Origin of the sequence: Streptomyces sp. NPDC088157, from assembly GCF_044741545.1 — a bacterium.
In the GTDB taxonomy this organism is placed as follows: Bacteria; Actinomycetota; Actinomycetes; order Streptomycetales; family Streptomycetaceae; genus Streptomyces.
In genome coordinates this window covers 423,081-446,070 of sequence record NZ_JBIUSU010000002.1, presented here as the reverse complement: position 1 = coordinate 446,070, position 22,990 = coordinate 423,081, and the positions used below count along the sequence as shown (strand labels likewise).

Annotated in this window: 24 protein-coding genes; 20 read left to right on the top strand and 4 right to left on the bottom strand. The window is 69.1% G+C overall.

Features of this window, described 5'->3' with window-relative positions; translation table 11 throughout:
• Nucleotides 1–127: 127 nt before the first annotated feature.
• From ACIPFH_RS08310 to ACIPFH_RS08225, 18 genes are all read left to right on the top strand, one after another.
• Nucleotides 128–1,267 (top strand): LCP family protein, encoded by a 1,140-nt coding sequence (locus ACIPFH_RS08310; protein WP_401824328.1) that lies wholly within the window; start codon nucleotides 128–130, stop codon nucleotides 1,265–1,267.
• 150 nt (nucleotides 1,268–1,417) lie between these two features.
• Nucleotides 1,418–1,642, top strand: a complete 225-nt coding sequence (gene rpmE, locus ACIPFH_RS08305) for a 50S ribosomal protein L31 (RefSeq protein ID WP_062642060.1) — start codon at nucleotides 1,418–1,420, stop codon at nucleotides 1,640–1,642.
• Nucleotides 1,643–1,750: 108 nt separating this feature from the next.
• Entirely contained in the window at nucleotides 1,751–2,827 is a 1,077-nt protein-coding gene (gene prfA / locus ACIPFH_RS08300) for a peptide chain release factor 1 (RefSeq protein ID WP_401824326.1), read from the top strand.
• A gap of 45 nt (nucleotides 2,828–2,872) precedes the next feature.
• Nucleotides 2,873–3,718 (top strand): peptide chain release factor N(5)-glutamine methyltransferase, encoded by an 846-nt coding sequence (gene prmC, locus ACIPFH_RS08295; protein WP_020131188.1) that lies wholly within the window; start codon nucleotides 2,873–2,875, stop codon nucleotides 3,716–3,718.
• 53 nt (nucleotides 3,719–3,771) lie between these two features.
• Nucleotides 3,772–4,419 (top strand): L-threonylcarbamoyladenylate synthase, encoded by a 648-nt coding sequence (locus ACIPFH_RS08290; protein ID WP_356256109.1) that lies wholly within the window; start codon nucleotides 3,772–3,774, stop codon nucleotides 4,417–4,419.
• A complete protein-coding gene (locus ACIPFH_RS08285; protein ID WP_401824325.1) occupies nucleotides 4,416–5,093 on the top strand; it encodes a protein-tyrosine-phosphatase in 678 nt (225 codons plus the stop codon). Before ACIPFH_RS08290 ends, ACIPFH_RS08285 begins: the two co-directional genes overlap by 4 nt.
• 138 nt (nucleotides 5,094–5,231) lie before the next feature.
• Nucleotides 5,232–6,494 (top strand): serine hydroxymethyltransferase, encoded by a 1,263-nt coding sequence (gene glyA, locus ACIPFH_RS08280; protein ID WP_401824323.1) that lies wholly within the window; start codon nucleotides 5,232–5,234, stop codon nucleotides 6,492–6,494.
• 174 nt (nucleotides 6,495–6,668) lie between these two features.
• A complete protein-coding gene (locus ACIPFH_RS08275) occupies nucleotides 6,669–8,042 on the top strand; it encodes an MraY family glycosyltransferase (RefSeq protein ID WP_356256116.1) in 1,374 nt (457 codons plus the stop codon).
• A gap of 303 nt (nucleotides 8,043–8,345) precedes the next feature.
• Entirely contained in the window at nucleotides 8,346–8,759 is a 414-nt protein-coding gene (locus ACIPFH_RS08270; RefSeq protein ID WP_401824321.1) for a hypothetical protein, read from the top strand.
• 222 nt (nucleotides 8,760–8,981) lie between these two features.
• A complete protein-coding gene (gene atpB, locus ACIPFH_RS08265; protein ID WP_356256122.1) occupies nucleotides 8,982–9,791 on the top strand; it encodes a F0F1 ATP synthase subunit A in 810 nt (269 codons plus the stop codon).
• Between the two features lie 74 nt (nucleotides 9,792–9,865).
• Complete coding sequence (locus ACIPFH_RS08260; RefSeq protein WP_020131181.1) at nucleotides 9,866–10,111, top strand: ATP synthase subunit C; 246 nt, start codon at nucleotides 9,866–9,868, stop codon at nucleotides 10,109–10,111.
• Between the two features lie 45 nt (nucleotides 10,112–10,156).
• On the top strand, nucleotides 10,157–10,705 hold the full coding sequence (locus ACIPFH_RS08255; protein WP_190153292.1) for a F0F1 ATP synthase subunit B: 549 nt from the start codon (nucleotides 10,157–10,159) through the stop codon (nucleotides 10,703–10,705).
• Nucleotides 10,702–11,523: a F0F1 ATP synthase subunit delta gene (locus ACIPFH_RS08250; protein WP_401824318.1), complete on the top strand. Its 822-nt coding sequence runs from the start codon at nucleotides 10,702–10,704 to the stop codon at nucleotides 11,521–11,523. The genes ACIPFH_RS08255 and ACIPFH_RS08250 overlap by 4 nt, the downstream gene beginning before the upstream one ends.
• A gap of 134 nt (nucleotides 11,524–11,657) precedes the next feature.
• Nucleotides 11,658–13,247, top strand: a complete 1,590-nt coding sequence (gene atpA / locus ACIPFH_RS08245) for a F0F1 ATP synthase subunit alpha (RefSeq protein ID WP_356256127.1) — start codon at nucleotides 11,658–11,660, stop codon at nucleotides 13,245–13,247.
• 20 nt (nucleotides 13,248–13,267) lie between these two features.
• Nucleotides 13,268–14,185 carry a F0F1 ATP synthase subunit gamma gene (locus tag ACIPFH_RS08240; RefSeq protein WP_401824316.1) on the top strand — a complete coding sequence of 306 codons (918 nt, stop codon included), beginning with the start codon at nucleotides 13,268–13,270 and terminating at the stop codon, nucleotides 14,183–14,185.
• On the top strand, nucleotides 14,185–15,621 hold the full coding sequence (gene atpD, locus ACIPFH_RS08235; RefSeq protein WP_401824314.1) for a F0F1 ATP synthase subunit beta: 1,437 nt from the start codon (nucleotides 14,185–14,187) through the stop codon (nucleotides 15,619–15,621). The genes ACIPFH_RS08240 and atpD overlap by 1 nt, the downstream gene beginning before the upstream one ends.
• 132 nt (nucleotides 15,622–15,753) lie before the next feature.
• Nucleotides 15,754–16,128, top strand: a complete 375-nt coding sequence (locus ACIPFH_RS08230; RefSeq protein ID WP_057584029.1) for a F0F1 ATP synthase subunit epsilon — start codon at nucleotides 15,754–15,756, stop codon at nucleotides 16,126–16,128.
• A gap of 174 nt (nucleotides 16,129–16,302) precedes the next feature.
• On the top strand, nucleotides 16,303–16,749 hold the full coding sequence (locus ACIPFH_RS08225) for a DUF2550 domain-containing protein (protein ID WP_401824312.1): 447 nt from the start codon (nucleotides 16,303–16,305) through the stop codon (nucleotides 16,747–16,749).
• Between the two features lie 66 nt (nucleotides 16,750–16,815).
• Here ACIPFH_RS08225 and ACIPFH_RS08220 read toward each other — a convergent pair whose 3' ends face one another.
• The 3 genes from ACIPFH_RS08220 to ACIPFH_RS08210 form a co-directional block, all read right to left on the bottom strand.
• Nucleotides 16,816–18,639: a glycoside hydrolase family 18 chitinase gene (locus tag ACIPFH_RS08220; RefSeq protein WP_356256137.1), complete on the bottom strand. Its 1,824-nt coding sequence runs from the start codon at nucleotides 18,637–18,639 to the stop codon at nucleotides 16,816–16,818.
• Between the two features lie 112 nt (nucleotides 18,640–18,751).
• Nucleotides 18,752–19,432 (bottom strand): response regulator, encoded by a 681-nt coding sequence (locus tag ACIPFH_RS08215; RefSeq protein WP_401824310.1) that lies wholly within the window; start codon nucleotides 19,430–19,432, stop codon nucleotides 18,752–18,754.
• Complete coding sequence (locus ACIPFH_RS08210) at nucleotides 19,429–20,640, bottom strand: sensor histidine kinase (protein ID WP_401824308.1); 1,212 nt, start codon at nucleotides 20,638–20,640, stop codon at nucleotides 19,429–19,431. The genes ACIPFH_RS08215 and ACIPFH_RS08210 overlap by 4 nt, the downstream gene beginning before the upstream one ends.
• A 153-nt stretch (nucleotides 20,641–20,793) precedes the next feature.
• On the opposite strand from ACIPFH_RS08210, the gene ACIPFH_RS08205 reads away from it, so the two are divergent.
• Nucleotides 20,794–21,465: a hypothetical protein gene (locus tag ACIPFH_RS08205; protein WP_401824306.1), complete on the top strand. Its 672-nt coding sequence runs from the start codon at nucleotides 20,794–20,796 to the stop codon at nucleotides 21,463–21,465.
• Here the strand turns inward: ACIPFH_RS08205 and ACIPFH_RS08200 are convergent.
• On the bottom strand, nucleotides 21,462–22,034 hold the full coding sequence (locus ACIPFH_RS08200; RefSeq protein WP_401824304.1) for a cob(I)yrinic acid a,c-diamide adenosyltransferase: 573 nt from the start codon (nucleotides 22,032–22,034) through the stop codon (nucleotides 21,462–21,464). The two genes, ACIPFH_RS08205 and ACIPFH_RS08200, sit on opposite strands and share 4 nt — an antisense overlap.
• 424 nt (nucleotides 22,035–22,458) lie before the next feature.
• On the opposite strand from ACIPFH_RS08200, the gene ACIPFH_RS08195 reads away from it, so the two are divergent.
• Nucleotides 22,459–22,782 (top strand): STAS domain-containing protein, encoded by a 324-nt coding sequence (locus ACIPFH_RS08195; protein WP_020131168.1) that lies wholly within the window; start codon nucleotides 22,459–22,461, stop codon nucleotides 22,780–22,782.
• Nucleotides 22,783–22,990 lie beyond the last annotated feature (208 nt).

Below are 22,990 nucleotides of genomic sequence, written 5' to 3'. Positions count from 1 at the left end.
CCCGCGTCACGCTCTGTGCCCGGTCCGACGCGGACCGGGCACACTGCGTTGTGCAACCCTGTCCCGAGTTTCCCCGTCTGTCCTGGCGGAGCGACGATGGTGAGGTTGTACGAGAACAGAGGAGCACATGTCCGCCGAGAGCACGCCGGAGCCCGGCATACCGGGTGAGGCCGGCACAACGAGCGGCGCGGCCGGCATCAGCGGTCCGCGCCACCGCAGGCAGCGGGGCCGCCGCAAGGGGGTGCTGATCGCCGCCTGGACCGCCGCGGGCGTCCTCGTGCTGGGCGGCACCGGGGTCGGCTACCTCTACTTCAAGCTCAACGGCAACATCAAGAGCGTCGACATCGACCAGGCCCTGGGCACCGACCGGCCCGCGAAGGTCGACAACGGCTCCGAGAACATCCTCGTCCTCGGCTCGGACACCCGCTCCGGCGCCAACAAGAAGCTCGGCGGCGGCACGGACGACGGCAGTGCCCGCTCCGACACCGCGATGATCATCCACGTGTACGAGGGCCACAAGAAGGCCAGCGTGGTCTCGATACCGCGCGACACGCTCATAGACCGCCCCGCCTGCACCGACGCGAGCGGTGACACGCACGACGCCGCCTCCGACGTGATGTTCAACTCGGCGTACTCGACGGGTGGCGCGGCCTGCGCGGTGAAGACGGTCGAGTCGATCAGCGGCATCCGTATGGACCACTACCTGGAGGTCGACTTCTCCGGGTTCGAGGAGCTCATCGACGAACTCGGCGGCGTCGAGGTCACCACGACCAAGGCCATCGACGACCCCGACAGCCACCTCAAGCTCAAGGCGGGCACGCACACCCTCACCGGCGAGCAGGCCCTCGGCCTGGTCCGCACCCGGCACGGCGTGGGCGACGGCTCCGACCTCGGCCGCATCCAGCTCCAGCAGGCCTTCATCAAGGCCCTGGTCAACCAGGTCAAGCACGTGGGCCTGTTCACCGGCGGCACGAAGCTGTACGACCTCGCCAGCACCGCCACCAAGGCCGTCACCGCCGACTCCGACCTCGGCTCGCTGAACTCCCTGATGTCCTTCGCGAACGGCCTCAAGGGCATCAGCGCCGCCCACATGAACATGGTCACGATGCCGGTCCGGTACGACCCGTCCAACCCCAACCGCGTCATCGTCGCCGAGGCGAAGGCGAAGCAGGTCTGGACGGCCCTGAAGAACGACCGCCCCGTCCCGAAGGCAGCCACCGAGGGCACCGCCACCGGTGAGGCGGCGGGGGTCGTGAAGTCGTCCTGAGGGGCTCGGCGGGGCCCCGGGGAATAGATCCCCCCGCCCCCCGGTTTTGGGGGATGCGCCCAGTCCTGGCAGACTGGTACGTCGGCTCCGGTTCACGTTGGTCGTATCCCGCGACAACGACCCGGCGCCCTCCCGAAACTAGGAGACACCTTGAAGCGCGACATTCACCCCGAGTACGTCGAGACGCAGGTCAGCTGCACCTGTGGCGCCTCGTTCACCACCCGTAGCACGATCGAGAGCGGTTCCATCCGCGCCGACGTCTGCTCCGAGTGCCACCCGTTCTACACGGGCAAGCAGAAGATCCTCGACACCGGTGGCCGTGTGGCCCGCTTCGAGGCCCGCTTCGGCAAGGCTCCCGCCGGCTCCAAGAAGTAGCGAGCCCCTCTTCGCCGGTCCACGGCCGTGTCCCCGCCCAGGGGCACGCCGGGACCGGCGTTTTTGGTCGCCCGCCCTTCCCCCACGTACGTCATTCAGGAGCGCATCATGTTCGAGGCCGTCGAGGAGCTGCTCGGAGAGCACGCCGACCTGGAGAAGAAGCTCGCCGACCCGTCGGTCCACGCCGACCAGGCCAACGCGCGCAAGCTGAACAAGCGCTACGCCGAGCTGACGCCCATCGTCGGCACGTACCGCTCCTGGAAGCAGACCGGCGACGACGTCGAGACCGCGCGCGAGTTCGCCTCCGCCGACCCGGACTTCGCCGCCGAGGTGAAGGAGCTGGAGAAGCAGCGCGAGGAGCTGACGGAGAAGCTGCGGCTGCTGCTCGTGCCCCGGGACCCGTCCGACGACAAGGACGTCATCCTCGAGATCAAGGCGGGCGCGGGCGGCGACGAGTCGGCGCTGTTCGCCGGCGACCTGCTGCGCATGTATCTCCGGTACGCCGAACGCGTCGGCTGGAAGACCGAGATCATCGACGCGACCGAGTCCGAGCTGGGCGGCTACAAGGACGTCCAGGTCGCGGTGAAGACCAAGGGCGGACAGGGCGCCACCGAGCCCGGGCAGGGCGTCTGGGCGCGGCTGAAGTACGAAGGCGGCGTGCACCGGGTGCAGCGGGTGCCCGCGACCGAGTCCCAGGGACGGATCCACACATCCGCCGCGGGTGTGCTCGTGACGCCCGAGGCCGAGGAGGTGGAGGTCGAGATCAACGCGAACGACCTCCGTATCGACGTCTACCGGTCCTCCGGGCCCGGCGGCCAGTCCGTCAACACCACCGACTCCGCCGTGCGCATCACGCACATTCCCACCGGAGTCGTCGCCTCCTGCCAGAACGAGAAGAGCCAGCTCCAGAACAAGGAGCAGGCGATGCGTATCCTGCGCTCCAGGCTGCTCGCGGCGGCACAGGAGGAAGCGGAGCGGGAGGCCGCCGACGCCCGCCGCAGCCAGGTCCGCACCGTCGACCGCTCCGAGAAGATCCGCACGTACAACTTCCCGGAGAACCGCATCTCGGACCACCGCGTCGGATTCAAGTCGTACAACCTGGACCAGGTCCTGGACGGCGACCTCGACGCGGTGATCCAGGCCTGCGTCGACGCGGACTCGGCCGCCAAGCTCGCAGCCGCGTAAGCGTTGTAGGACGTACGCACGACGAGTACGACACGGAGGACTTGCGTGAACCTGCTGCTCGCAGAGGTGGCCCAGGCCACCCAGCGGCTGGCCGACGCCGGCGTGCCCTCGCCGCGCAACGACGCGGAGGAGCTCGCCGCGTTCGTGCACGGCGTGAAACGCGGTGAACTCCATTCCGTGAAGAACTCCGACTTCGACGCCCGTTACTGGGAGACCATCGCCCGGCGGGAGCAGCGCGAGCCGCTCCAGCACATCACCGGGCGGGCCTTCTTCCGGTACCTGGAGCTCCAGGTCGGCCCCGGCGTGTTCGTTCCGCGCCCCGAGACCGAGTCCGTGGTCGGCTGGGCCATAGACGCCGTACGGGCCATGGACGTCGTCGAACCCCGCATCGTCGACCTGTGCACCGGCAGCGGCGCCATCGCGCTCGCCCTCGCGCAGGAGGTGCCGCGCTCGCGTGTGCACGCCGTGGAGCTGTCCGAGGACGCCCTGCGCTGGACGCGCAAGAACATGGAGGGGTCCAGGGTCGACCTGCGTCAGGGGGACGCCCTGGACGCCTTCCGCGACCTCGACGGCCAGGTCGACCTGGTCATCTCCAACCCCCCGTACATCCCGCTCACCGAATGGGAGTACGTCGCCCCCGAGGCCCGTGACTACGACCCCGAACTCGCCCTGTTCTCGGGGGAGGACGGCCTCGACCTGATCCGCGGTATCGAGCGAACCGCGCACCGGTTGCTGCGTCCCGGCGGCGTCGTCGTCATCGAGCACGCCGACACCCAGGGCGGCCAGGTGCCGTGGATCTTCACCGAGGAGCGGGGCTGGGCCGACGCGGCCGACCACCCCGACCTCAACAAGCGTCCGCGTTTCGCGACCGCCCGCCGGGCGACGCCATGAGCACCCCCCACACTTCCGACCCGCAGCAGTACGTGTACGAGGAGGCCCGCTAGATGGCTCGGCGATACGACACCAACGACGCGACCGACCGGGTGACCGGTCTGCGCGAGGCCGCGTCCGCCGTCCGCCGTGGCGAGCTCGTGGTCCTCCCGACCGACACGGTGTACGGCATCGGCGCCGACGCGTTCTCCTCGGAGGCCGTCGCCGACCTCCTCCAGGCCAAGGGCCGGGGCCGCAACATGCCCACCCCCGTCCTCATCGGCTCCCCGAACACACTGCACGGGCTCGTCACGGACTTCTCCGAGCTGGCCTGGGAACTGGTGGACGCGTTCTGGCCGGGTGCGCTGACGCTCGTCGCCAAGCACCAGCCGTCCCTCCAGTGGGACCTGGGCGACACCCGCGGCACGGTCGCCGTCCGCATGCCGCTGCACCCGGTCGCCATCGAGCTGCTGACGGAGGTCGGCCCGATGGCGGTGTCGTCGGCGAACCTGACCGGACACCCGTCGCCGGAGAACTGCGACTACGCCCAGGAGATGCTCGGCGACTCCGTCTCCGTCTACCTCGACGGCGGCCCGACCCCCGGCAACGTCCCCTCCTCGATCGTCGACGTCAGCCGGGAGGTGCCGCTGCTGCTGCGTGAGGGCGCGATCTCCGCGGACGAGCTGCGGAAGGTCGTACCCGACCTCGAGGTGGCGAATTGACAGCCCCTGACGCGGGGCGTGGCATAGGCAACGGGGACCGTGCCGCGGAACAGACCACGACGTTCGGGTTTCCGCGCGACAGCTTCCGCATCCTCCACGTCAGCACCGGCAACGTCTGCCGCTCGCCGATCACCGAGCGGCTGACCCGGCATTTCGTGTCGCAGCGCCTCGGGGTGCTGGGCGGCGGACTGATCGTGGAGAGCGCGGGCACCTGGGGTCATGAGGGCGCGCCGATGGAGGCCAACGCGGAGACCGTGCTGGCCGACTTCGGCGCGGACGCCACCGGGTTCACCGGCCGTGAGCTCCTCGACGAGCACGTCATCATGGCCGACCTGGTCCTGACGGCGACCCGCGACCACCGCGCCCAGGTCATCTCCATGGGCCACTCGGCGGGCCTGCGCACCTTCACCCTCAAGGAGTTCACCCGCCTGGTGAACGCCATCGACCCGGCCACCCTGCCCTCGCTGGACGAGGGCGTGGTGATGCGCGCCCGGGCCCTGGTCCGCGCGGCGGCCGCTCTACGCGGGTGGCTTCTGGCCCCGACCCTGGAGGCGGACGAGGTCTACGACCCCTACGGGGCACCCCTGCCGTTCTTCCGGTCGATCGGCGACGAGATACACCAGGCCCTGGACCCGGTCGTCACGGCGCTCACCGGTGTCCCCGCGAGGACGTAGACACCGCGCCCACCGGTGTCCCCCGCGGGGATCGGACACCGCGCTCACCGGTGTCCCCGCAAGGTTGCGGAGACCGCGCGTACCGCACACCCCGGGCCTACATTGGACGTACGTCACCGTCGACGCCCGGAGCGCATCATGTCGGTCACCCATGTCCGTGAGGCCGATGTCCTGCGCCGGCAGGACCCCGAGCTGGCCGAGATCCTGCTCGGGGAACGGGAGCGGCAGGCGTCGACGCTGCAGCTGATCGCCGCCGAGAACTTCACCTCGCCCGCCGTGCTGGCCGCCCTCGGCTCGCCGCTCGCCAACAAGTACGCGGAGGGGTATCCGGGGTCCCGGTACCACGGCGGCTGCGAGATCGTCGACGTCGCCGAGCGGATCGCCGTGGAGCGCGCCAAGGCGCTGTTCGGCGCCGAACACGCCAACGTGCAGGCCCACTCGGGCTCCTCCGCGGTGCTGGCGGCCTACGCGGCCCTGCTCCGGCCCGGCGACACCGTCCTGGCTCTGGGGCTGGCCGACGGCGGTCATCTCACGCACGGCTCGCCGGCGAACTTCTCCGGGCGCTGGTTCGACTTCATCCCCTACGGGGTGGACGCGGAGACCGGACTCGTCGATCACGAGCAGGTCCGCACCCTGGCCCGGAGCCACCGGCCCAAGGCGATCGTGTGCGGGTCCATCGCCTATCCGCGCCACCACGACTACGCCTTCTTCCGCGAGGTCGCCGACGAGACGGGCGCCTACCTGATCGCCGACGCCGCCCATCCCATCGGGCTCGTCGCCGGGGGAGCGGCGCCCAGTCCGGTGCCGTATGCCGACATCGTCTGCGCCACCACGCACAAGGTGCTGCGCGGACCGCGCGGCGGGATGCTGCTGTGCGGGGGCGAGCTGGCGGAGCGGGTGGACCGGGCGGTCTTCCCGTTCACGCAGGGCGGCGCGCAGATGCACACCATCGCCGCGAAGGCGGTCGCGTTCGGCGAGGCGGCAACCCCGGCGTTCACCGTGTACGCCCATCAGGTGGTTGCCAATGCGAGGGTTCTCGCCGCGGCCCTGGAGGCGGAGGGGATGAGCGTCACGACCGGCGGGACCGACACCCACCTGATCATCGCGGACCCGGCGCCGCTCGGAGTCGACGGGCGCACCGCGCGCGGGCTGCTCGCGGCCGCCGGGGTGGTGCTGGACTGCTGCGCCCTCCCGCATGTCGGAGGCGCGGACGTCACCGCCGCCCACGCCCGTGGCCTGCGCCTGGGCACCGCGGCGGTGACCACGCAGGGCATGCGGGAGGCGGAGATGAGACGGATCGCGGTCCTGCTGGCGGCGGTGCTGCGGGACGAGATCGAGAGCAGGAAAGTCCGCGAGGAGGTGCGGGAACTGACCCTCGCGTTTGCGCCGTATCCGGGCTGAACCGGGGTAGGCGTGTCCCGTGCGCCCCCTCCTGCGCACCCCCTGAGCGTCCACGCGCACAGCCTCACGTGAAACCATCGTCACTACCCGGAAGTCCTCACACATATGCGCCGTGCGGTAGTCGATCGCTAGGGTGTGGGACTGAGATGGCCGGCGAGACCTGTGGGGAAGCCCGTGCGTGAATACCTGCTGACGCTCTGCATCACGGCCGCGGTGACGTATCTGCTGACAGGGCCGGTACGGAAGTTCGCGATCGTGGCCGGAGCGATGCCGGAGATCAGGGCCCGTGACGTGCACCGGGAACCCACTCCGCGGCTCGGCGGTATCGCCATGTTCTTCGGCCTGTGCGCCGGCCTGCTGGTCGCCGACCACCTCACCAACCTCAACGAGGTCTTCGAGAAGTCGAACGAACCGCGCGCCCTGCTCTCGGGGGCCGCGCTGATCTGGCTGATCGGTGTCCTGGACGACAAGTTCGAGATCGACGCCCTGATCAAGCTGGGCGGCCAGATGATCGCCGCCGGCGTCATGGTCATGCAGGGTCTGACGATCCTGTGGCTGCCGGTGCCATGGGTCGGCACGGTCGCGCTGACCCAGTGGCAGGGCACCCTGCTGACGGTGGCGCTGGTGGTCATCACCATCAACGCGGTCAACTTCGTGGACGGCCTCGACGGCCTGGCGGCCGGCATGGTGTGCATCGCCTCGGCGGCGTTCTTCATGTACGCCTACCGCATCTGGTACTCGTACGGCATCGAGGCCGCCGCCCCGGCGACGCTGTTCGCGGCGATCCTGATGGGGATGTGCCTGGGCTTCCTGCCGCACAACATGCACCCCGCGCGGATCTTCATGGGCGACTCGGGCTCGATGCTGATCGGGCTGGTGCTGGCGGCGGGCGCGATCTCCGTCACGGGGCAGGTCGACCCGGACATCATGCGGCTGTTCTCCGGCTCCGAGCGCAACGCGGTGCACCAGATGGTGCCGGTCTACATCCCGCTGCTGATGCCGTTGACGATCATCGCGATCCCGGCCGCCGACCTGATCCTGGCGATCGTGCGCCGCACCTGGCGCGGCCAGTCGCCGTTCGCCGCGGACCGTGGGCACCTGCACCACCGACTGCTGGAGATCGGCCACTCGCACAGCCGCGCGGTGCTGATCATGTACTTCTGGTCGGCGCTGATCGCGTTCGGCGCGCTGACCTACTCCGTCAACGCGGCTTCCATGTGGATCGTCCTCGGGGTCGTGATCCTGAGCGCGATCGGTCTGGCGCTGCTTCTGCTGCCGCGCTTCCGGCCGCGCGCTCCGCGCTGGGCCGAGGCCTTCGTGCCGCCGCGTTACCGGCGGCGCCGGGCCGGTGCGGCGTCCGACCTGGAGCAGTCCACGGCGCCCGCCGGGCAGTACGGCCCGGCCGGGTCGGAGCCGGCCGCCGCGGGCGGAGAGCCGGACGGGGCCGACGGCCGGGCCGAGGAGCAGGCCCCGGTCACGGTGGGTGTGGCCGGGGTGAACGGGGCCACCGCGGTCGGCGGCCGGCGCAGCTCCAAGGTAAGAATCTGACTAGAGCATTGCCAAGTCGTGGGAGAGCGCGGGGAGGGCAAAGCACCCCAATACCAGACAAGCCCTCCCGGTTTCCGCACAGACGCGCACTGTCACTCTCATGTGTGACAGTGGGCACACCCGCCAGGTAAAGACCTCATCAAATAGTTTGTGATACGGTTCACGAGAACCCCCGGACAGAGCCCACGGACCGCACTACGACGGTTCATTGGAGCGAGGTGGCGTGAGGTCTCTCGCCCCTCGGGCCGGGACTACGCTCGTCCATGACGACACCCTGCCCCCCTTGAATGCGGAGTTGCCGCCATGCAGTCCAACGACGTACGAACACTCCTGCACTGTGCCCTGCCCACCGCGCTCGCGGGTGTGGCGGGAGTCGCGGTGAGTGCCGCCGTTGCCGGCGGCAAGGGAGCGCTCGGCGCCGTCTTCGGTGCGGTTCTCGTCCTGCTGTTCATGGGCGGCGGACTGGTGGTGCTGCTGCGCACAGCGCGCCAACTTCCCCATCTCTTCCAGTCGATGGGGCTGTTGCTCTACACCACCCAGATCCTGCTGCTGATGATCCTGCTGATCACGTTCAAGGGGACCTCGGCCTTCAACCCGAAATGTTTCGCCTTCACGCTGCTCGCGACCACCCTGGTATGGATCGCCGCCCAGGTGGTCTCGCACATGAAGGCCAAGATCCTCTACGTCGAGCCGGATTCCGCTCGGACGTCGTCGTGACCTGTAGGGCCGGTGTAAAGGGACTTCCGCTCTTTTGCTATCGTCTCGCCACAACTGCGGCAGAGCTGGCGCGGGCGGCAGTCGAGCCTGTGACGTCTCACGGTTCGGACCCCAGTAGCCGCCCCCACATCCGCAAGTCCAGTCCAGTGCCGTCCCGCGGTCGCAGGCCGCGCCGACACATCGAGGTTGCCGAACCCATGCGCCACGCTGAAGGAGCTCGCGGTGAGTAACGCCAAGACGCTCGCCTTCGAGACCGACTGTCATATTTTCGACGGGTGCGGTTTCCCGACCCCCGGCCTGCACTCGTTCCTCTTCGAACCGCTCTTCACCGTCGGCGGCATCGAGTTCAACAAGCCGATGCTGCTCTCGCTGGTGAGCACCGTCATCGTCATCGGATTCTTCTGGGCGGCCTTCAACAAGCCGAAGCTGATTCCCGGCAAGCTCCAGATGGTCGGCGAGGCGGGCTACGACTTCGTCCGTCGCGGGGTCGTCTACGAGACGATCGGCAAGCGCGAGGGCGAGAAGTACGTCCCGCTGATGGTCTCGCTGTTCTTCTTCATCTGGATCATGAACCTGTGGTCGATCGTCCCGATCGCCCAGTTCCCGGCCACCGCGGTCATCGCGTTCCCGGTCGGCCTGGCGGCCATCGTCTACGTCGTGTGGATGAGCGTGACGTTCAAGCGGCACGGGTTCATCGGTGGCTGGAAGAACATCACCGGCTACGACCCGTCGCTCGGCCCGGTGTTCCCGATGGTCATGTTCTTCGAGTTCCTGTCGAACGTGTTCATCCGGCCCTTCACCCACGCCGTCCGGCTCTTCGCCAACATGTTCGCCGGGCACGTGCTGATCCTGATCTTCACCATCGGAACCTGGTACCTGCTCAACGGCATCGGTATCGCCTACTCGGCGGTCTCGTTCCTGATGGTCCTCGTGATGACGGTCTTCGAGCTGTTCATCCAGGCCCTCCAGGCCTACGTCTTCATCCTCCTGGCGTCCAGCTACATCCAGGGCGCGCTCGCCGAGCACCACTGAGCACCTGATCAACATCCCCTGAACTTCCGGTGGCCAACCCCCACCGGCCTGTGTAAAGAGAAGGAAGTTACGGCATGTCCGCTCTCGACACCCTCGCCGCGGTCGAAATCAAGGGCAACCTCGCTGCCATCGGCTACGGTCTCGCGGCCATCGGCCCCGGCGTCGGCGTTGGCATCATCTTCGGTAACGGCACCCAGGCGCTGGCCCGCCAGCCCGAGGCCGCCGGCCTGATCCGTCAGAACCAGATCCTGGGCTTCGTCCTCTGTGAGGCGCTCGCCCTGATCGGTCTGGTCATGGGCTTCGTCTACCCGACGTCCTGATCCGGTCTTCGCCGACGAGAGAATTCCACGGAAGGAACTGATGTGATCTCGCCCTTGCTGCAAATCGCGGCTGAGGAGGAGGCCCAGAATCCTCTGATCCCGGAGATCCCCGAGCTCGTCATCGGTCTGATCGCGTTCGCGATCGTGTTCTTCGTCCTGGGCAAGAAGCTCCTTCCGAACATCAACAAGGTTCTGGAAGAGCGTCGCGAAGCCATCGAGGGCGGGATCGAACAGGCCGAGATTGCTCGCACGGAGGCTCAGAGCGTCCTGGAGCAGTACAAGGCCCAGCTCGCCGAGGCCCGCCACGAGGCCGCGCGGCTGCGCCAGGAGGCGCAGGAGCAGGGCGCCACACTCATCACCGAGATGCGTGCGGAAGGCCAGCGCCAGCGCGAGGAGATCGTCGCCGCCGGACACAGCCAGATCGAGGCGGACCGCAAGGCCGCCGCGTCCGCGCTGCGTCAGGACGTCGGCAAGCTCGCCACCGAACTGGCCGGCAAGCTCGTCGGGGAGTCCCTCGAGGACCACGCCCGCCAGAGCCGCGTCATCGACCGCTTCCTCGACGAGCTCGAGGAGAAGGCCGAGGCGTCTCGATGACCGCACACGGAGCGAGCCGCGAGGCATTCGCAGCAGCCCGTGAGCGTCTCGACGCGCTGACGGACTCCACGTCCGTGGATGCCGCGCAGCTCGCCGATGAGCTGGCGACCGTCACCGCGCTGCTCGACCGCGAGGTCTCGCTGCGTCGGGTCCTCACCGACCCGGCGCAGGCCGGCGAGGCCAAGGCCGAGCTGGTCCAGCGCCTGCTCGGTTCCCGGATCAGCGGTTCCGCCGCCGACCTGGTGTCCGGCCTGGTGCGTTCCCGCTGGTCGCAGTCCCGCGACCTGGTGGACGTGCTGGAGGAGCTGGCGGCCATCGCCGACCTCACGGCCGCGCAGAAGGCCGGCACGCTCGACGACGTCGAGGACGAGCTGTTCCGCTTCGGACGGATCGTCTCCTCGAACACCGAGCTGCGCGCCGCACTGACCAACCGGAAGGCCACCGCCTCGGCCAAGAGCGAGCTGCTGAGCAGCCTGCTCGGCAGCCGGGCCGACGCGGCCACCGAGCGACTGGTGACGCGCCTCGTGACCGCGCCCCGGGGACGTAGCCTGGAAGCGGGCCTCGAGGCCCTGTCCAAGCTCGCCGCTGAGCGCCGGGACCGCATGGTCGCCGTCGTCACCTCGGCGGTACCGCTGAGCGACCCGCAGAAGCAGCGCCTCGGCGCCGCCCTCGCCAAGCTCTACGGCCGCCCGATGCACCTCAACCTCGACGTGGACCCCGCGGTCCTCGGCGGGATCCGGGTGCAGGTCGGCGACGAGGTGATCAACGGCTCCCTCGCGGACCGCATCGAGGACGTCGCCCGCCGCATGGCGAGCTAGCAGCAACTCAAGACCGCAGTACGAACTGATGGCGGCCCTGGTTGGGCCGTGCAGAGGATTCACCTCTTTCAGGGGGGAGTCCCCATCCCCCCAAAGTGAAACTTCGGGCCCAACAAGGAGAGCAGGGAACCCAGATGGCGGAGCTCACGATCCGGCCGGAGGAGATCCGGGACGCGCTGGAGAACTTTGTCCAGTCGTACAAGCCGGACGCGGCCTCGCGCGAGGAGGTCGGTACGGTCACCCTTGCCGGCGACGGCATCGCGAAGGTCGAGGGCCTCCCCTCGGCCATGGCCAACGAACTGCTGAAGTTCGAGGACGGCACCCTCGGCCTCGCGCTCAACCTCGAAGAGCGCGAGATCGGTACCGTCATCCTCGGCGAGTTCAGCGGCGTCGAGGAGGGCCAGCCGGTCACCCGCACCGGAGAGGTCCTGTCCGTCGCCGTCGGCGAGGGCTACCTCGGCCGGGTCGTCGACCCGCTCGGCAACCCGATCGACGGCCTCGGCGAGATCGAGACGTCCGGCCGCCGTGCCCTGGAGCTTCAGGCTCCCGGTGTCATGGCCCGTAAGTCGGTGCACGAGCCGATGGAGACCGGCTACAAGGCCGTCGACGCCATGACCCCGGTCGGCCGCGGCCAGCGTCAGCTGATCATCGGTGACCGCCAGACCGGCAAGACCGCCCTGGCCGTCGACACGATCATCAACCAGCGCGACAACTGGCGTTCCGGCGACGTGAAGAAGCAGGTTCGCTGCGTCTACGTCGCCATCGGCCAGAAGGGCTCGACCATCGCCTCCGTGCGTGGCGCCCTGGAAGAGGCCGGCGCGCTGGAGTACACGACCATCGTCGCCGCCCCGGCGTCCGACCCGGCCGGCTTCAAGTACCTGGCGCCGTACACCGGTTCGGCCATCGGTCAGCAGTGGATGTACGAGGGCAAGCACGTCCTCATCATCTTCGACGACCTCTCGAAGCAGGCCGACGCCTACCGCGCCGTGTCGCTGCTGCTGCGCCGTCCGCCGGGTCGCGAGGCCTACCCGGGCGACGTCTTCTACCTGCACTCCCGTCTGCTGGAGCGCTGCGCGAAGCTCTCCGACGACCTCGGTGCCGGCTCGATGACCGGTCTGCCGATCGTCGAGACGAAGGCCAACGACGTCTCGGCGTTCATCCCGACCAACGTCATCTCCATCACCGACGGCCAGTGCTTCCTGGAGTCGGACCTGTTCAACGCCGGTCAGCGCCCCGCGCTGAACGTCGGTATCTCCGTCTCCCGAGTCGGTGGTTCCGCGCAGCACAAGGCGATGAAGCAGGTCTCCGGCCGCCTCCGCCTCGACCTCGCCCAGTACCGTGAGCTGGAGGCGTTCGCCGCCTTCGGTTCCGACCTGGACGCCGCGTCGAAGTCCCAGCTGGAGCGTGGTCAGCGACTGGTCGAGCTGCTCAAGCAGGCTCAGTACCAGCCGATGCCGACCGAGGACCAGGTCGTCTCCGTGTGGGCCGGTACCACCGGCAAGATGGACGACGTGCCGGTCAACGACGTGCGCCGCTTCGAGAAGGAGCTGCTCGAGTACCTGCACCGCAAGGAGCAGGGCCTCATGACCTCCATCAAGGAGGGCGGCAAGATGTCGGACGACACCCTCACCGCCATTGCCGACGCGATCGCCGAGTTCAAGAAGCAGTTCGAGACCTCGGACGGCAAGCTTCTCGGCGAGGACGCCCCGGCCGCGGCCAAGTGACGTAAGGAAGGACCTGACTCATGGGAGCCCAGCTCCGGGTCTACAAGCGTCGCATCCGATCCGTCACCGCGACCAAGAAGATCACCAAGGCGATGGAGATGATCGCCGCCTCGCGCGTCGTCAAGGCGCAGCGCAAGGTGGCGGCCTCCACGCCGTACGCGACCGAGCTCACCCGCGCGGTCTCGGCGGTCGGTACCGGTTCGAACACCAAGCACCCGCTGACCACGGAGGCGGAGTCGGCGACCCGTGCCGCGGTGCTGCTCCTCACGAGCGACCGCGGACTGGCCGGCGCCTTCAACTCCAACGCGATCAAGGCCGCCGAGCAGCTGACGGCGCGCCTCGAGGCGGAAGGCAAGGAGGTCGACACGTACATCGTCGGCCGCCGCGGTCTGGCCCACTACAACTTCCGCGAGCGCAAGGTCGCGGAGTCGTGGTCGGGCTTCACCGACGAGCCCACCTACGCGGACGCGAAGAAGGTCGCGGGTCCGCTGATCGAGGCCATCGAGACGGAGACGGCGGACGGCGGAGTGGACGAACTCCACATCGTCTTCACCGAGTTCGTCTCGATGATGACGCAGACGGCGCTCGACGACCGTCTGCTGCCGCTCAGCCTCGACGAGGTTGCCAAGGAGTCGGCGCCGAAGGGCGAGATCCTTCCGCTCTACGACTTCGAGCCCTCGGCGGAGGACGTCCTCGACGCCCTTCTGCCGCGGTATGTGGAGAGCCGCGTCTACAACGCTCTCCTCCAGTCGGCAGCCTCGAAGCACGCCGCCACGCGGCGCGCCATGAAGTCGGCGACCGACAACGCGGGAGATCTCATCGAGACGCTCTCTCGCCTTGCCAACGCGGCCCGCCAGGCCGAAATCACCCAGGAAATCAGCGAGATCGTCGGTGGCTCCGCAGCCCTGGCCGACGCGACCGCGGGGAGTGACAGGTAATGACGACGACAGTTGAGACGGCCGTTGCCACGGGCCGCGTCGCCCGGGTCATCGGCCCGGTCGTCGACGTGGAATTCCCCGTCGACGCCATGCCGGAGATCTACAACGCCCTTCACGTCGAGGTCGCCGACCCGGCGAACGACGGCGAGAAGAAGACGCTGACCCTGGAGGTCGCCCAGCACCTGGGTGACGGCCTGGTCCGCACCATCTCCATGCAGCCCACCGACGGTCTGGTCCGCCAGTCCTCGGTCACCGACACCGGCACGGGCATCACCGTCCCGGTCGGTGACTTCACCAAGGGCAAGGTCTTCAACACCCTCGGTGAGGTGCTGAACACCGACGAGACCTACGACGGTGAGCGCTGGACCATCCACCGCAAGGCGCCGAACTTCGACGAGCTCGAGTCGAAGACCGAGATGTTCGAGACCGGCGTCAAGGTCATCGACCTGCTGACCCCGTACGTCAAGGGCGGCAAGATCGGTCTGTTCGGTGGTGCCGGCGTCGGCAAGACGGTGCTCATCCAGGAGATGATCTACCGCGTCGCCAACAACCACGACGGTGTCTCCGTGTTCGCCGGTGTCGGCGAGCGCACCCGTGAGGGCAACGACCTCATCGAGGAGATGGCGGAGTCCGGCGTCATCGACAAGACCGCCCTGGTCTTCGGTCAGATGGACGAGCCCCCGGGCACCCGTCTGCGCGTGGCCCTGGCCGGTCTGACCATGGCGGAGTACTTCCGCGATGTGCAGAAGCAGGACGTGCTGTTCTTCATCGACAACATCTTCCGCTTCACCCAGGCCGGTTCCGAGGTCTCGACCCTGCTCGGCCGGATGCCCTCCGCGGTGGGTTACCAGCCGAACCTGGCCGACGAGATGGGTCTCCTCCAGGAGCGCATCACCTCGACGCGTGGTCACTCGATCACCTCGATGCAGGCGATCTACGTCCCCGCGGACGACCTGACCGACCCGGCCCCGGCCACCACCTTCGCCCACCTCGACGCGACGACGGTTCTCTCCCGTCCGATCTCCGAGAAGGGCATCTACCCGGCCGTGGACCCGCTGGACTCCACGTCCCGCATCCTGGACCCGCGCTACATCGCGGCGGACCACTACAACACCGCGATGCGCGTCAAGACGGTCCTGCAGAAGTACAAGGACCTTCAGGACATCATCGCGATCCTCGGTATCGACGAGCTGGGCGAGGAGGACAAGCTCACCGTCCACCGCGCCCGTCGCGTGGAGCGCTTCCTCTCCCAGAACACCCACGTCGCCAAGCAGTTCACCGGCGTCGACGGGTCGGACGTCCCGCTGGACGAGTCGATCACCGCGTTCAACGCGATCATCGACGGCGAGTACGACCACTTCCCGGAGCAGGCGTTCTTCCTGTGCGGTGGCATCGAGGACCTGAAGGCCAACGCCAAGGAGCTGGGCGTCTCCTGAACTCCCTGAGTTCGAAGTGAGCCCTTCGGCTCACGTCTGAGGGGGCGGGCGCGTCCCGCCCCCTCACTCACGCCCATTAGACTTGTAACCAACACCCGGCAGACCCGCCGGGTGGTGACCCGAGGAGCCACCTTGGCTGCTGAGCTGCACGTCGCGCTGGTCGCGGCCGACCGAGAGGTCTGGTCCGGCGAGGCCACCCTGGTCGTCGCGCGCACCACGTCCGGCGACATCGGCGTCATGCCCGGTCACCAGCCGCTGCTCGGTGTGCTGGAGTCGGGCCCGGTGACCATCCGTACGAGTGATGGTGGAACGGTCGTCGCCGCGGTGCACGGCGGTTTCATCTCGTTCGCGGACAACAAGCTGTCGTTGCTGGCCGAGATCGCCGAGCTGTCGGACGAGATCGATGTCCAGCGCGTGGAGCGGGAACTCGAGCGCGCGAAGGCGGAGGGCGACGCCGCCGCCGAGCGTCGCGCGGATGTCCGACTGCGTGCGGCGGCCTCGCGCTGAGCCTGGGGGCCCCTCCCAGGCCCGTCAGGTCCTGGGGGAGCAGAGCCGTATGACGTCATTCAGCCGCGGTCGGCACCGGAGCAATCCGGAGCCGACCGCGGCTGAGGCAGATATGGATGTTTTTTCCGTTCCGTTACCTATTTCGGTATCTAGGAGACGAGGAGGTCGGTGTCGATGGTCCTCGCTCTGACTGTGTGCGGAATCGTCGTGGCCCTGGTGGCGCTGGGGTTGTTCGTCTTCGGCCTGCGCCGCAGACTCATCCAGCGGTCCGGCGGTACCTTCGACTGTTCCCTGCGCTGGGACGTCCCCGAGAAAACGGATACCAGCGGAAAAGGGTGGAGCTACGGCGTCGCCCGCTACAACGGCGACCGCATCGAGTGGTACCGGGTCTTCTCCTACGCCTACCGCCCGCGCCGGGTCCTGGAACGCGGCACCATCGAGGTGGCCGGCCGCCGGCTCCCCGAGGGCGAGGAGGAGCTGGCGCTGCTGTCCGACGCGGTGATCCTCACCTGTGTGCACCGGGGCACCCGCCTGGAGCTCGCCATGAGCGAGGACGCGCTGACCGGTTTCCTCGCGTGGCTGGAGGCGGCCCCGCCCGGACAGCGGGTGAACGTGGCGTAGCCGCGTCCACCCTCCCCCGGAAGAGGTCCGGGGGAGGGTGAATGTCGCTCGATCACTCGGACCGCGTCACGACAGTCCGCTGTTGATGGCGCTCACCAGCTCACCGTTGGTGGTGTCTCCGCTGAACTCCCAGAAGAACGCGCCGCCCAGACCCTGGTTCTTGGCCCAGGTCATCTTTCCGGCGATGGTGGCCGGGGTGTCGTAGGACCACCAGTTGCTGCCGCACTTCGCGTACGCCGTGCCGGCGATGGTGCCGGTGGCCGGGCAGGACGTCTTGAGGACCTTGTAGTCCTCGATGCCCTGCTCGTAGGTACCGGCCGCCGGGCCCGTGGCCGTGCCGCCCGGGGCGTCCTGGGTGACACCGGTCCAGCCGCGTCCGTAGAAGCCGATGCCGATGAGCAGCTTGCTCGCGGGCACGCCCTTCGCCTTGAACTTGGCCATCGCGTCGGCCGTGGTGAACCCGGCCTGCGGGATGCCGCTGTACGAGGTGAGCGGGGAGTGCGGGGCCGTCGGGCCCTGGGCCGCCCAGGCGCCGAAGAAGTCGTACGTCATCACGTTGTACCAGTTGACGTACGCCGCGGCGCCCGCGTAGTCGGCCGCGTCGATCTTGCCGCCGCTGGAGCCGTCGGCGGTGGTGGCCGCGGTGACCAGGTTGCCCGTGCCGAACTTGGCGCGCAGGGCCTGCATCAGGTTCTTGTAGGCCGCCGCCCCGCTGGTGTCACAGGACAGACCGCAGGCGTTCGGGTACTCCCAGTCGATGTCGATGCCGTCGAAGACGTCGGCCCAGCGCGGGTCCTCGACCAGGTTGTAGCAGGACTGGGCGAAGGCGGCCGGGTTGGCCGCGGCCTGGGCGAAGCCGCCGGACCAGGTCCAGCCGCCGAAGGACCACAGCACCTTGATGTTGGGGTACTTGGCCTTCAGCTGGCGCAGCTGGTTGAAGTTGCCGCGCAGCGGCTGGTCCCAGGTGTCGGCGACGCCGCTGACCGACTGGTCGGCGGTGAAGGCCTTGTCGTAGTCGGCGTAGGAGTCGCCGATCGCGCACTGGCCGTTGGTGACGTTGCCGAAGGCGTAGTTGATGTGCGTGATCTTCGCGGCCGAGCCCGACGTCACCAGGTTCTTGACGTTGTAGTTGCGGCCGTAGATGCCCCACTCGGTGAAGTACCCGAGCTTGACCTTGTCGCCGGTGGTCGGGGGAGTGGTGCCGCCGCCGGTGGTGTGGACCGCGACGGCGCCACTGGCCGGACCGGTCTGGTCGGCGGTGTCACGGGCCTGGACGGTGTACGAGTAGTCGGTGCCGGCGGTCAGGCCCGTGTCGGTGTACGAGGTGGTCGTCACCGTGGCGACCTTGGCCCCGTCGCGCAGGACGTCGTAGTTCTTGACGCCCTTGTCGTCGGTGGCCGCGGACCAGGCCAGCTTCGCCGAGGTGTCGGTGACGGCGGACGCGGTCGGGGTGCCCGGGGCGGACGGAGCGGCGTCGCCCGGGACCGTGGTGCCGTCGCAACCGCCGCCGTTGAGTCTGCAGTTGGACGGGGAGCCGGCGCCCGCGCCGTTGAAGCCGAAGGAGACGGAGGCGCCTGCGGCGAGGCTGCCGTTCCAGGACTTGTTCTTGGCGGTCCAGTGGGTGCCGGAGGACGTGACGTCGGCGTCCCAGGCGGAGGTGACGGAGGTGCCGGAGGGGAAGTCCCACTCGACGGTCCACGAACTGATGGCGGTGGTACCGGTGTTCTTCACCGTCCACCTGCCCTCGAAGCCGGTGCCCCAGTCCGATGCCTTGGTGTAGGTGGCGGTGGCGCTCGTCGCGGCCTGGGCGGGGCTCGCGAGGCCTACCAGGCCGGCCAGCGGGAGCAACAGCGTCGCGAAGCCTGCCGCGGCTCTGTGTCTGAAGCGCATCCTGCGCCTCCTCGGGGGAGTCGGGGGGCGTGACTGAGCCTTCACGCCCACGGTGCCGCGAGAATAGAAAGGTCTGGACCACAGGTCAATAGGTCTGGACCACTGCGGCGACCTAAACCTCCGGCCCCCCTTCGGATCCCGCCCGGACGCCCAACTCCTGGGCCAGCACCGCTGCTTGCACCCGGCTGCGCAGCTCCAGCTTCCCCAGCAGACGGCTGACGTGCGTCTTCACCGTCGCCTCCGCCATGTCGAGGCGCCCGGCGATGCCCGCGTTGGACATCCCCTCGCCGAGACAGACCAGCACCTCGCGCTCGCGTCGGGTGAGGGTGTCGAGAACCGCGGGGTCGGCCCTCGGCGCCCGTACCGGCTTCGCCGCGAACTCGGCGATCAGCCGACGGGTCACCGCGGGAGCGATCAGCCCCTCCCCGCCGGCGACGGTGCGGACCGCCGCCAGGAGATCCCTCGCCTCCGTGTTCTTCAGCAGGAACCCCGCTGCGCCCGCCCGCAACGCCCCGAACACGTACTCGTCGAGGTCGAAGGTCGTCAGCACCAGGACGTCGGCGAGGCCCTCCTCGACCACCTTCCGGGTGGCCGACACCCCGTCCAGACGCGGCATCTGAACGTCCATCAGGACCACGTCGGGCCGCAACTCCCGAGCCAGTGCGACCGCCTGCTCCCCGTCCGCCGCCTCGCCCACCACCTCGATGTCGGACGCGCTGCCCAGGATGAGCACGAGCCCGGCGCGCACGGCGGACTGGTCCTCGGCGACGAGGACTCGGATGGCGGAGCTCATACGCTCTCTCCTTCGGCGAGGGGGAACCTGGCGCGCACGGTCCAGCAGGAGTCCTCCGGCCCGGCGTCGAACGTGCCGTTCAGCAGCGCCGTCCGCTCCCGCATCCCGACGAGCCCGGCACCCGAACCAGGGGCGCGGGGTCCGTCCCGACGACCGTAGGGACTCCGCACCCGGACATCGAGCACAGCGTCGCGCCGGACGAGGGCGACGGTGACCCGGCCGGGGCAGGCGTGCTTCAGCGCGTTGGTCAGCGACTCCTGGACGATCCGGTAGGCGGCGAGTGCGACGGGGGCGGGCACCTCGCCGTGTTCGGCGGCGAGGGTGACGTCGAGACCGTTGGCGCGGGCACCGTCGACGAGGGCCTCCAGGCCGTCCAGGGTGGGAGCCGCGACGGGCTCGCGGTTCTCGCTGCCGTCGCGCAGGATCCCGATCAGCCGCCGCATCTCCGCCAGTCCCTCGACGCTGTTCTCGCGGATGACGGACAGCGCCTGCCTGGAGGTGTCCGGGTCGTCGATCGAGAGGGCCGCCGTGGAGTGGATGGCGATCGCGGACAGATGGTTGGCGACCATGTCGTGCAACTCCCGCGCCATCCGCGCCCGCTCCGTCGTGACGGCCTGGGCGCGGTCCATCTCGGCGAGCAGCGCGGTCTGTTCGGCCCGCAGCCGGGCCGCCTCGGCGGCGTCCCGGTGGTCGCGCACGATCCAGCCGGTGGCGGCGGGCGCGTAGGCCACGATGCCGACCACCACCCCGATCAGCAGAGCCTGCGGCACCCGCCACACCGCGAACGGCACCAGTGTCCCGGCCACCGTCAGCAGTCCGGTGATCCACTGGATCCTGCGGGCCGACGTGAGCGAGCCGTAGAGGACGGCCGCGTACATCAGGTCGGTGTACATCAGGACCGTGAACAGGTTCCCCTGGGTGAGGGTGTCCAGGACGACCGCGACCGTGCCGGTCAGCAGGGCCGTGCGCGGCGCGACCCGGCGCACCACCTCGCAGCCGGCCATCACCCCGAGCGGAACCAGGATCGGCCAGGGGCCGTCGAGGAGCACGATCGGATCGTCGTCCGGCCGGGTGCCCAGACCGATGACCACCAGCAACAGCCCGCCGAGCAGCCCGCCGACCGCGATGTACACGTCGAAGCGGTGCGGGCGGTGCGGGCGGTGCGGGCGGTGCGGGTGACGGGGGCTACGGGGTTCCGCTACGGCCATGCCTTCCATCCAACACGCCACGCGTCACGTGCGCCTGCTCCCGGGGAACGGTCCCGAACTGCATCTTTCGATGTACGGCGACCTCGTCACCGCCGACGACGCGCCCGGCCGCGCCCGACGGGAGCCTGGGAGGGTGAGCGAGAGGAGCGAACCGTGATCGTCGGACTGATCATCGCCTGCGAGGTGGCCTTCTGGGTGCTGCTGGCCGCCGGACTGGCCTTCCGGTATGTGTTCCGGATGCCGCGACTGGGCCTGGCCCTGCTGCTGTGCGAGCCGCTGCTGGAGATCGTGCTGTTCGCGGTGACCGCGATCGACCTCAGACACGGCGCCGAGCCGGACTGGCGGCACGGCCTCGCCGCCGTCTACATCGGCTTCACCGTGGGCCTCGGCCACTCGACCGTCAAGTGGGCGGACGCCAGGGTCGCCCACCGCTTCGCCGACGGCCCGCCGCCCGTGCGGCCGCCGAAGTACGGCCGGGCCCGCGCCGTCCACGAGTGGAAGGTCGCGGGCCGCTGGACGCTCGCCGCGCTCGTCGCCGTCGCCCTGCTCCAGGCGGCCGCCTGGTACGTCGGCGGGGACGGCGACACCGACTCGTTGCGGGCGTGGCAGCTGCGGATGGTGTGGGTGATCGGCGTCAACGCCGTCATCGCCGTGAGCTACACGCTGTTCCCGAAGAAGGAACCGAAGAAGGAACCGAAGGTACCGAAGGAACCGAAGGGGGAACCGCCCGCGGCACCGGGGAAGGAACCGGGGAAGGAACCGGGGAAGGAACCGGGGGCGGAACCGACGGGTGAATCGGAGCGGGAACCGGCCAAGATGCGCTAACGCTCCCCGCCCGGCACCCACAGCACGTCGCCGACCGCCTTGTTGGCGGTACGGGCCAGGATGAACAACAGGTCCGAGAGACGGTTGAGGTAGGTCGCGGTGAGCGGGTTCATCAGCTCGCCGTGCGCCTCCAGCGCGGCCCAGGTGGAGCGTTCGGCCCGCCGGACGACCGTGCAGGCCTGGTGGAGCAGGGCCGCGCCCGGGGTGCCGCCGGGCAGGATGAACGACCGCAGCTTCTCCAGCCGCTCGTTGAACCGGTCGCAGTCCGCCTCCAGGCGGTCGACGTAGAACTGCTCGACCCTCAGGGGCGGGAACTCCGGGTTCTCCACCACCGGCGTCGACAGGTCCGCGCCCACGTCGAACAGGTCGTTCTGGACGCGGGTGACGACGACGACGAGTTCCTCGTCCAGTCCGCCCAGCGCGAGCGCCGTGCCGAGCGCCGCGTTCGCCTCGTTGACGTCGGCGTAGGCGGCGATCCGCAGGTCGGTCTTGGCGACCCGGCTCATGTCGCCGAGAGCGGTGGTGCCCTGGTCGCCGGTCCTCGTGTAGATGCGCGTCAGATTGACCATGCGGCCAATCTAGACCGTCCCGGCGCATCGGTTCCGTTCCCTTCGTCACTGTCGTCGGCACCCGGCCAGTCCAGGGCCAATCGGCGTGAATCGGACAGTATTTGACGACGTGACCGGCGTCTCACGCCCTGAGACGTGAAACGCGTTACTAACCGGTCACACAGCGCCTCACGCCCGCTAATCTCCCGCCGAGAGGCATACGGAGCGGCTGCGCCGGATGGTTGACGCCGGTGACATCGGACGCGTGAGCGGGCAGGGCTTCTACAGGCACCGAAACCGCACAGGCCCCAGGGGCCTCACCCCTGCGAGTGAATTCGGTATCGGTTCGCTCACAGACGGCAACCTCCGACCGCTTCGCGCAGTCAGAGGATGCAACACCGGACACCACACCGCGGAGCACGAGACGCACGCTTAGGGGAGCGCTATGCACATCAGGGGCGACCACGTAGAGCTGGTCGTCGGTGGCCGTCTCGACGTCCGCAGCGCGGCGGACGCCCGCACGGCCCTGCACACGGCCGTGGACGACGGCGTCGGCGACCTGGTGCTCGACCTGTCCGAGCTGGACTCCTGGGACGCCACCGGACTCGGCGTCATCATGGGCGTCCACCGACGGGCCGGCCGGTGCGGCCGACGTCTGGTGCTGCGCGGTGTGCCTCCGCAGATGCAACGCCTGCTGGTGGCCACCCGACTGCACCGGATCCTCGCGATCGAGGGCGGCATCGGCGTGGAGTCCCTGCCCCGGGTGTGACGCGTGGAAGGGGCGTGGCCTGCGGCGGAAAACGTGCGACGGGCGCAATCCTCACGAGACTGTCACGCTTCGGGCGGCCCGGCACCCCGGGCTGTCGTAGATACTGTGCGAAGGTTTACGGTTCGTCTGCCCGCCGCCCTCAACCCTCGAGCGGGTACCGGACCAGAAGCGACAGCGCAGTGTGCAGCAAGGCCGGGAGGGGCTACCG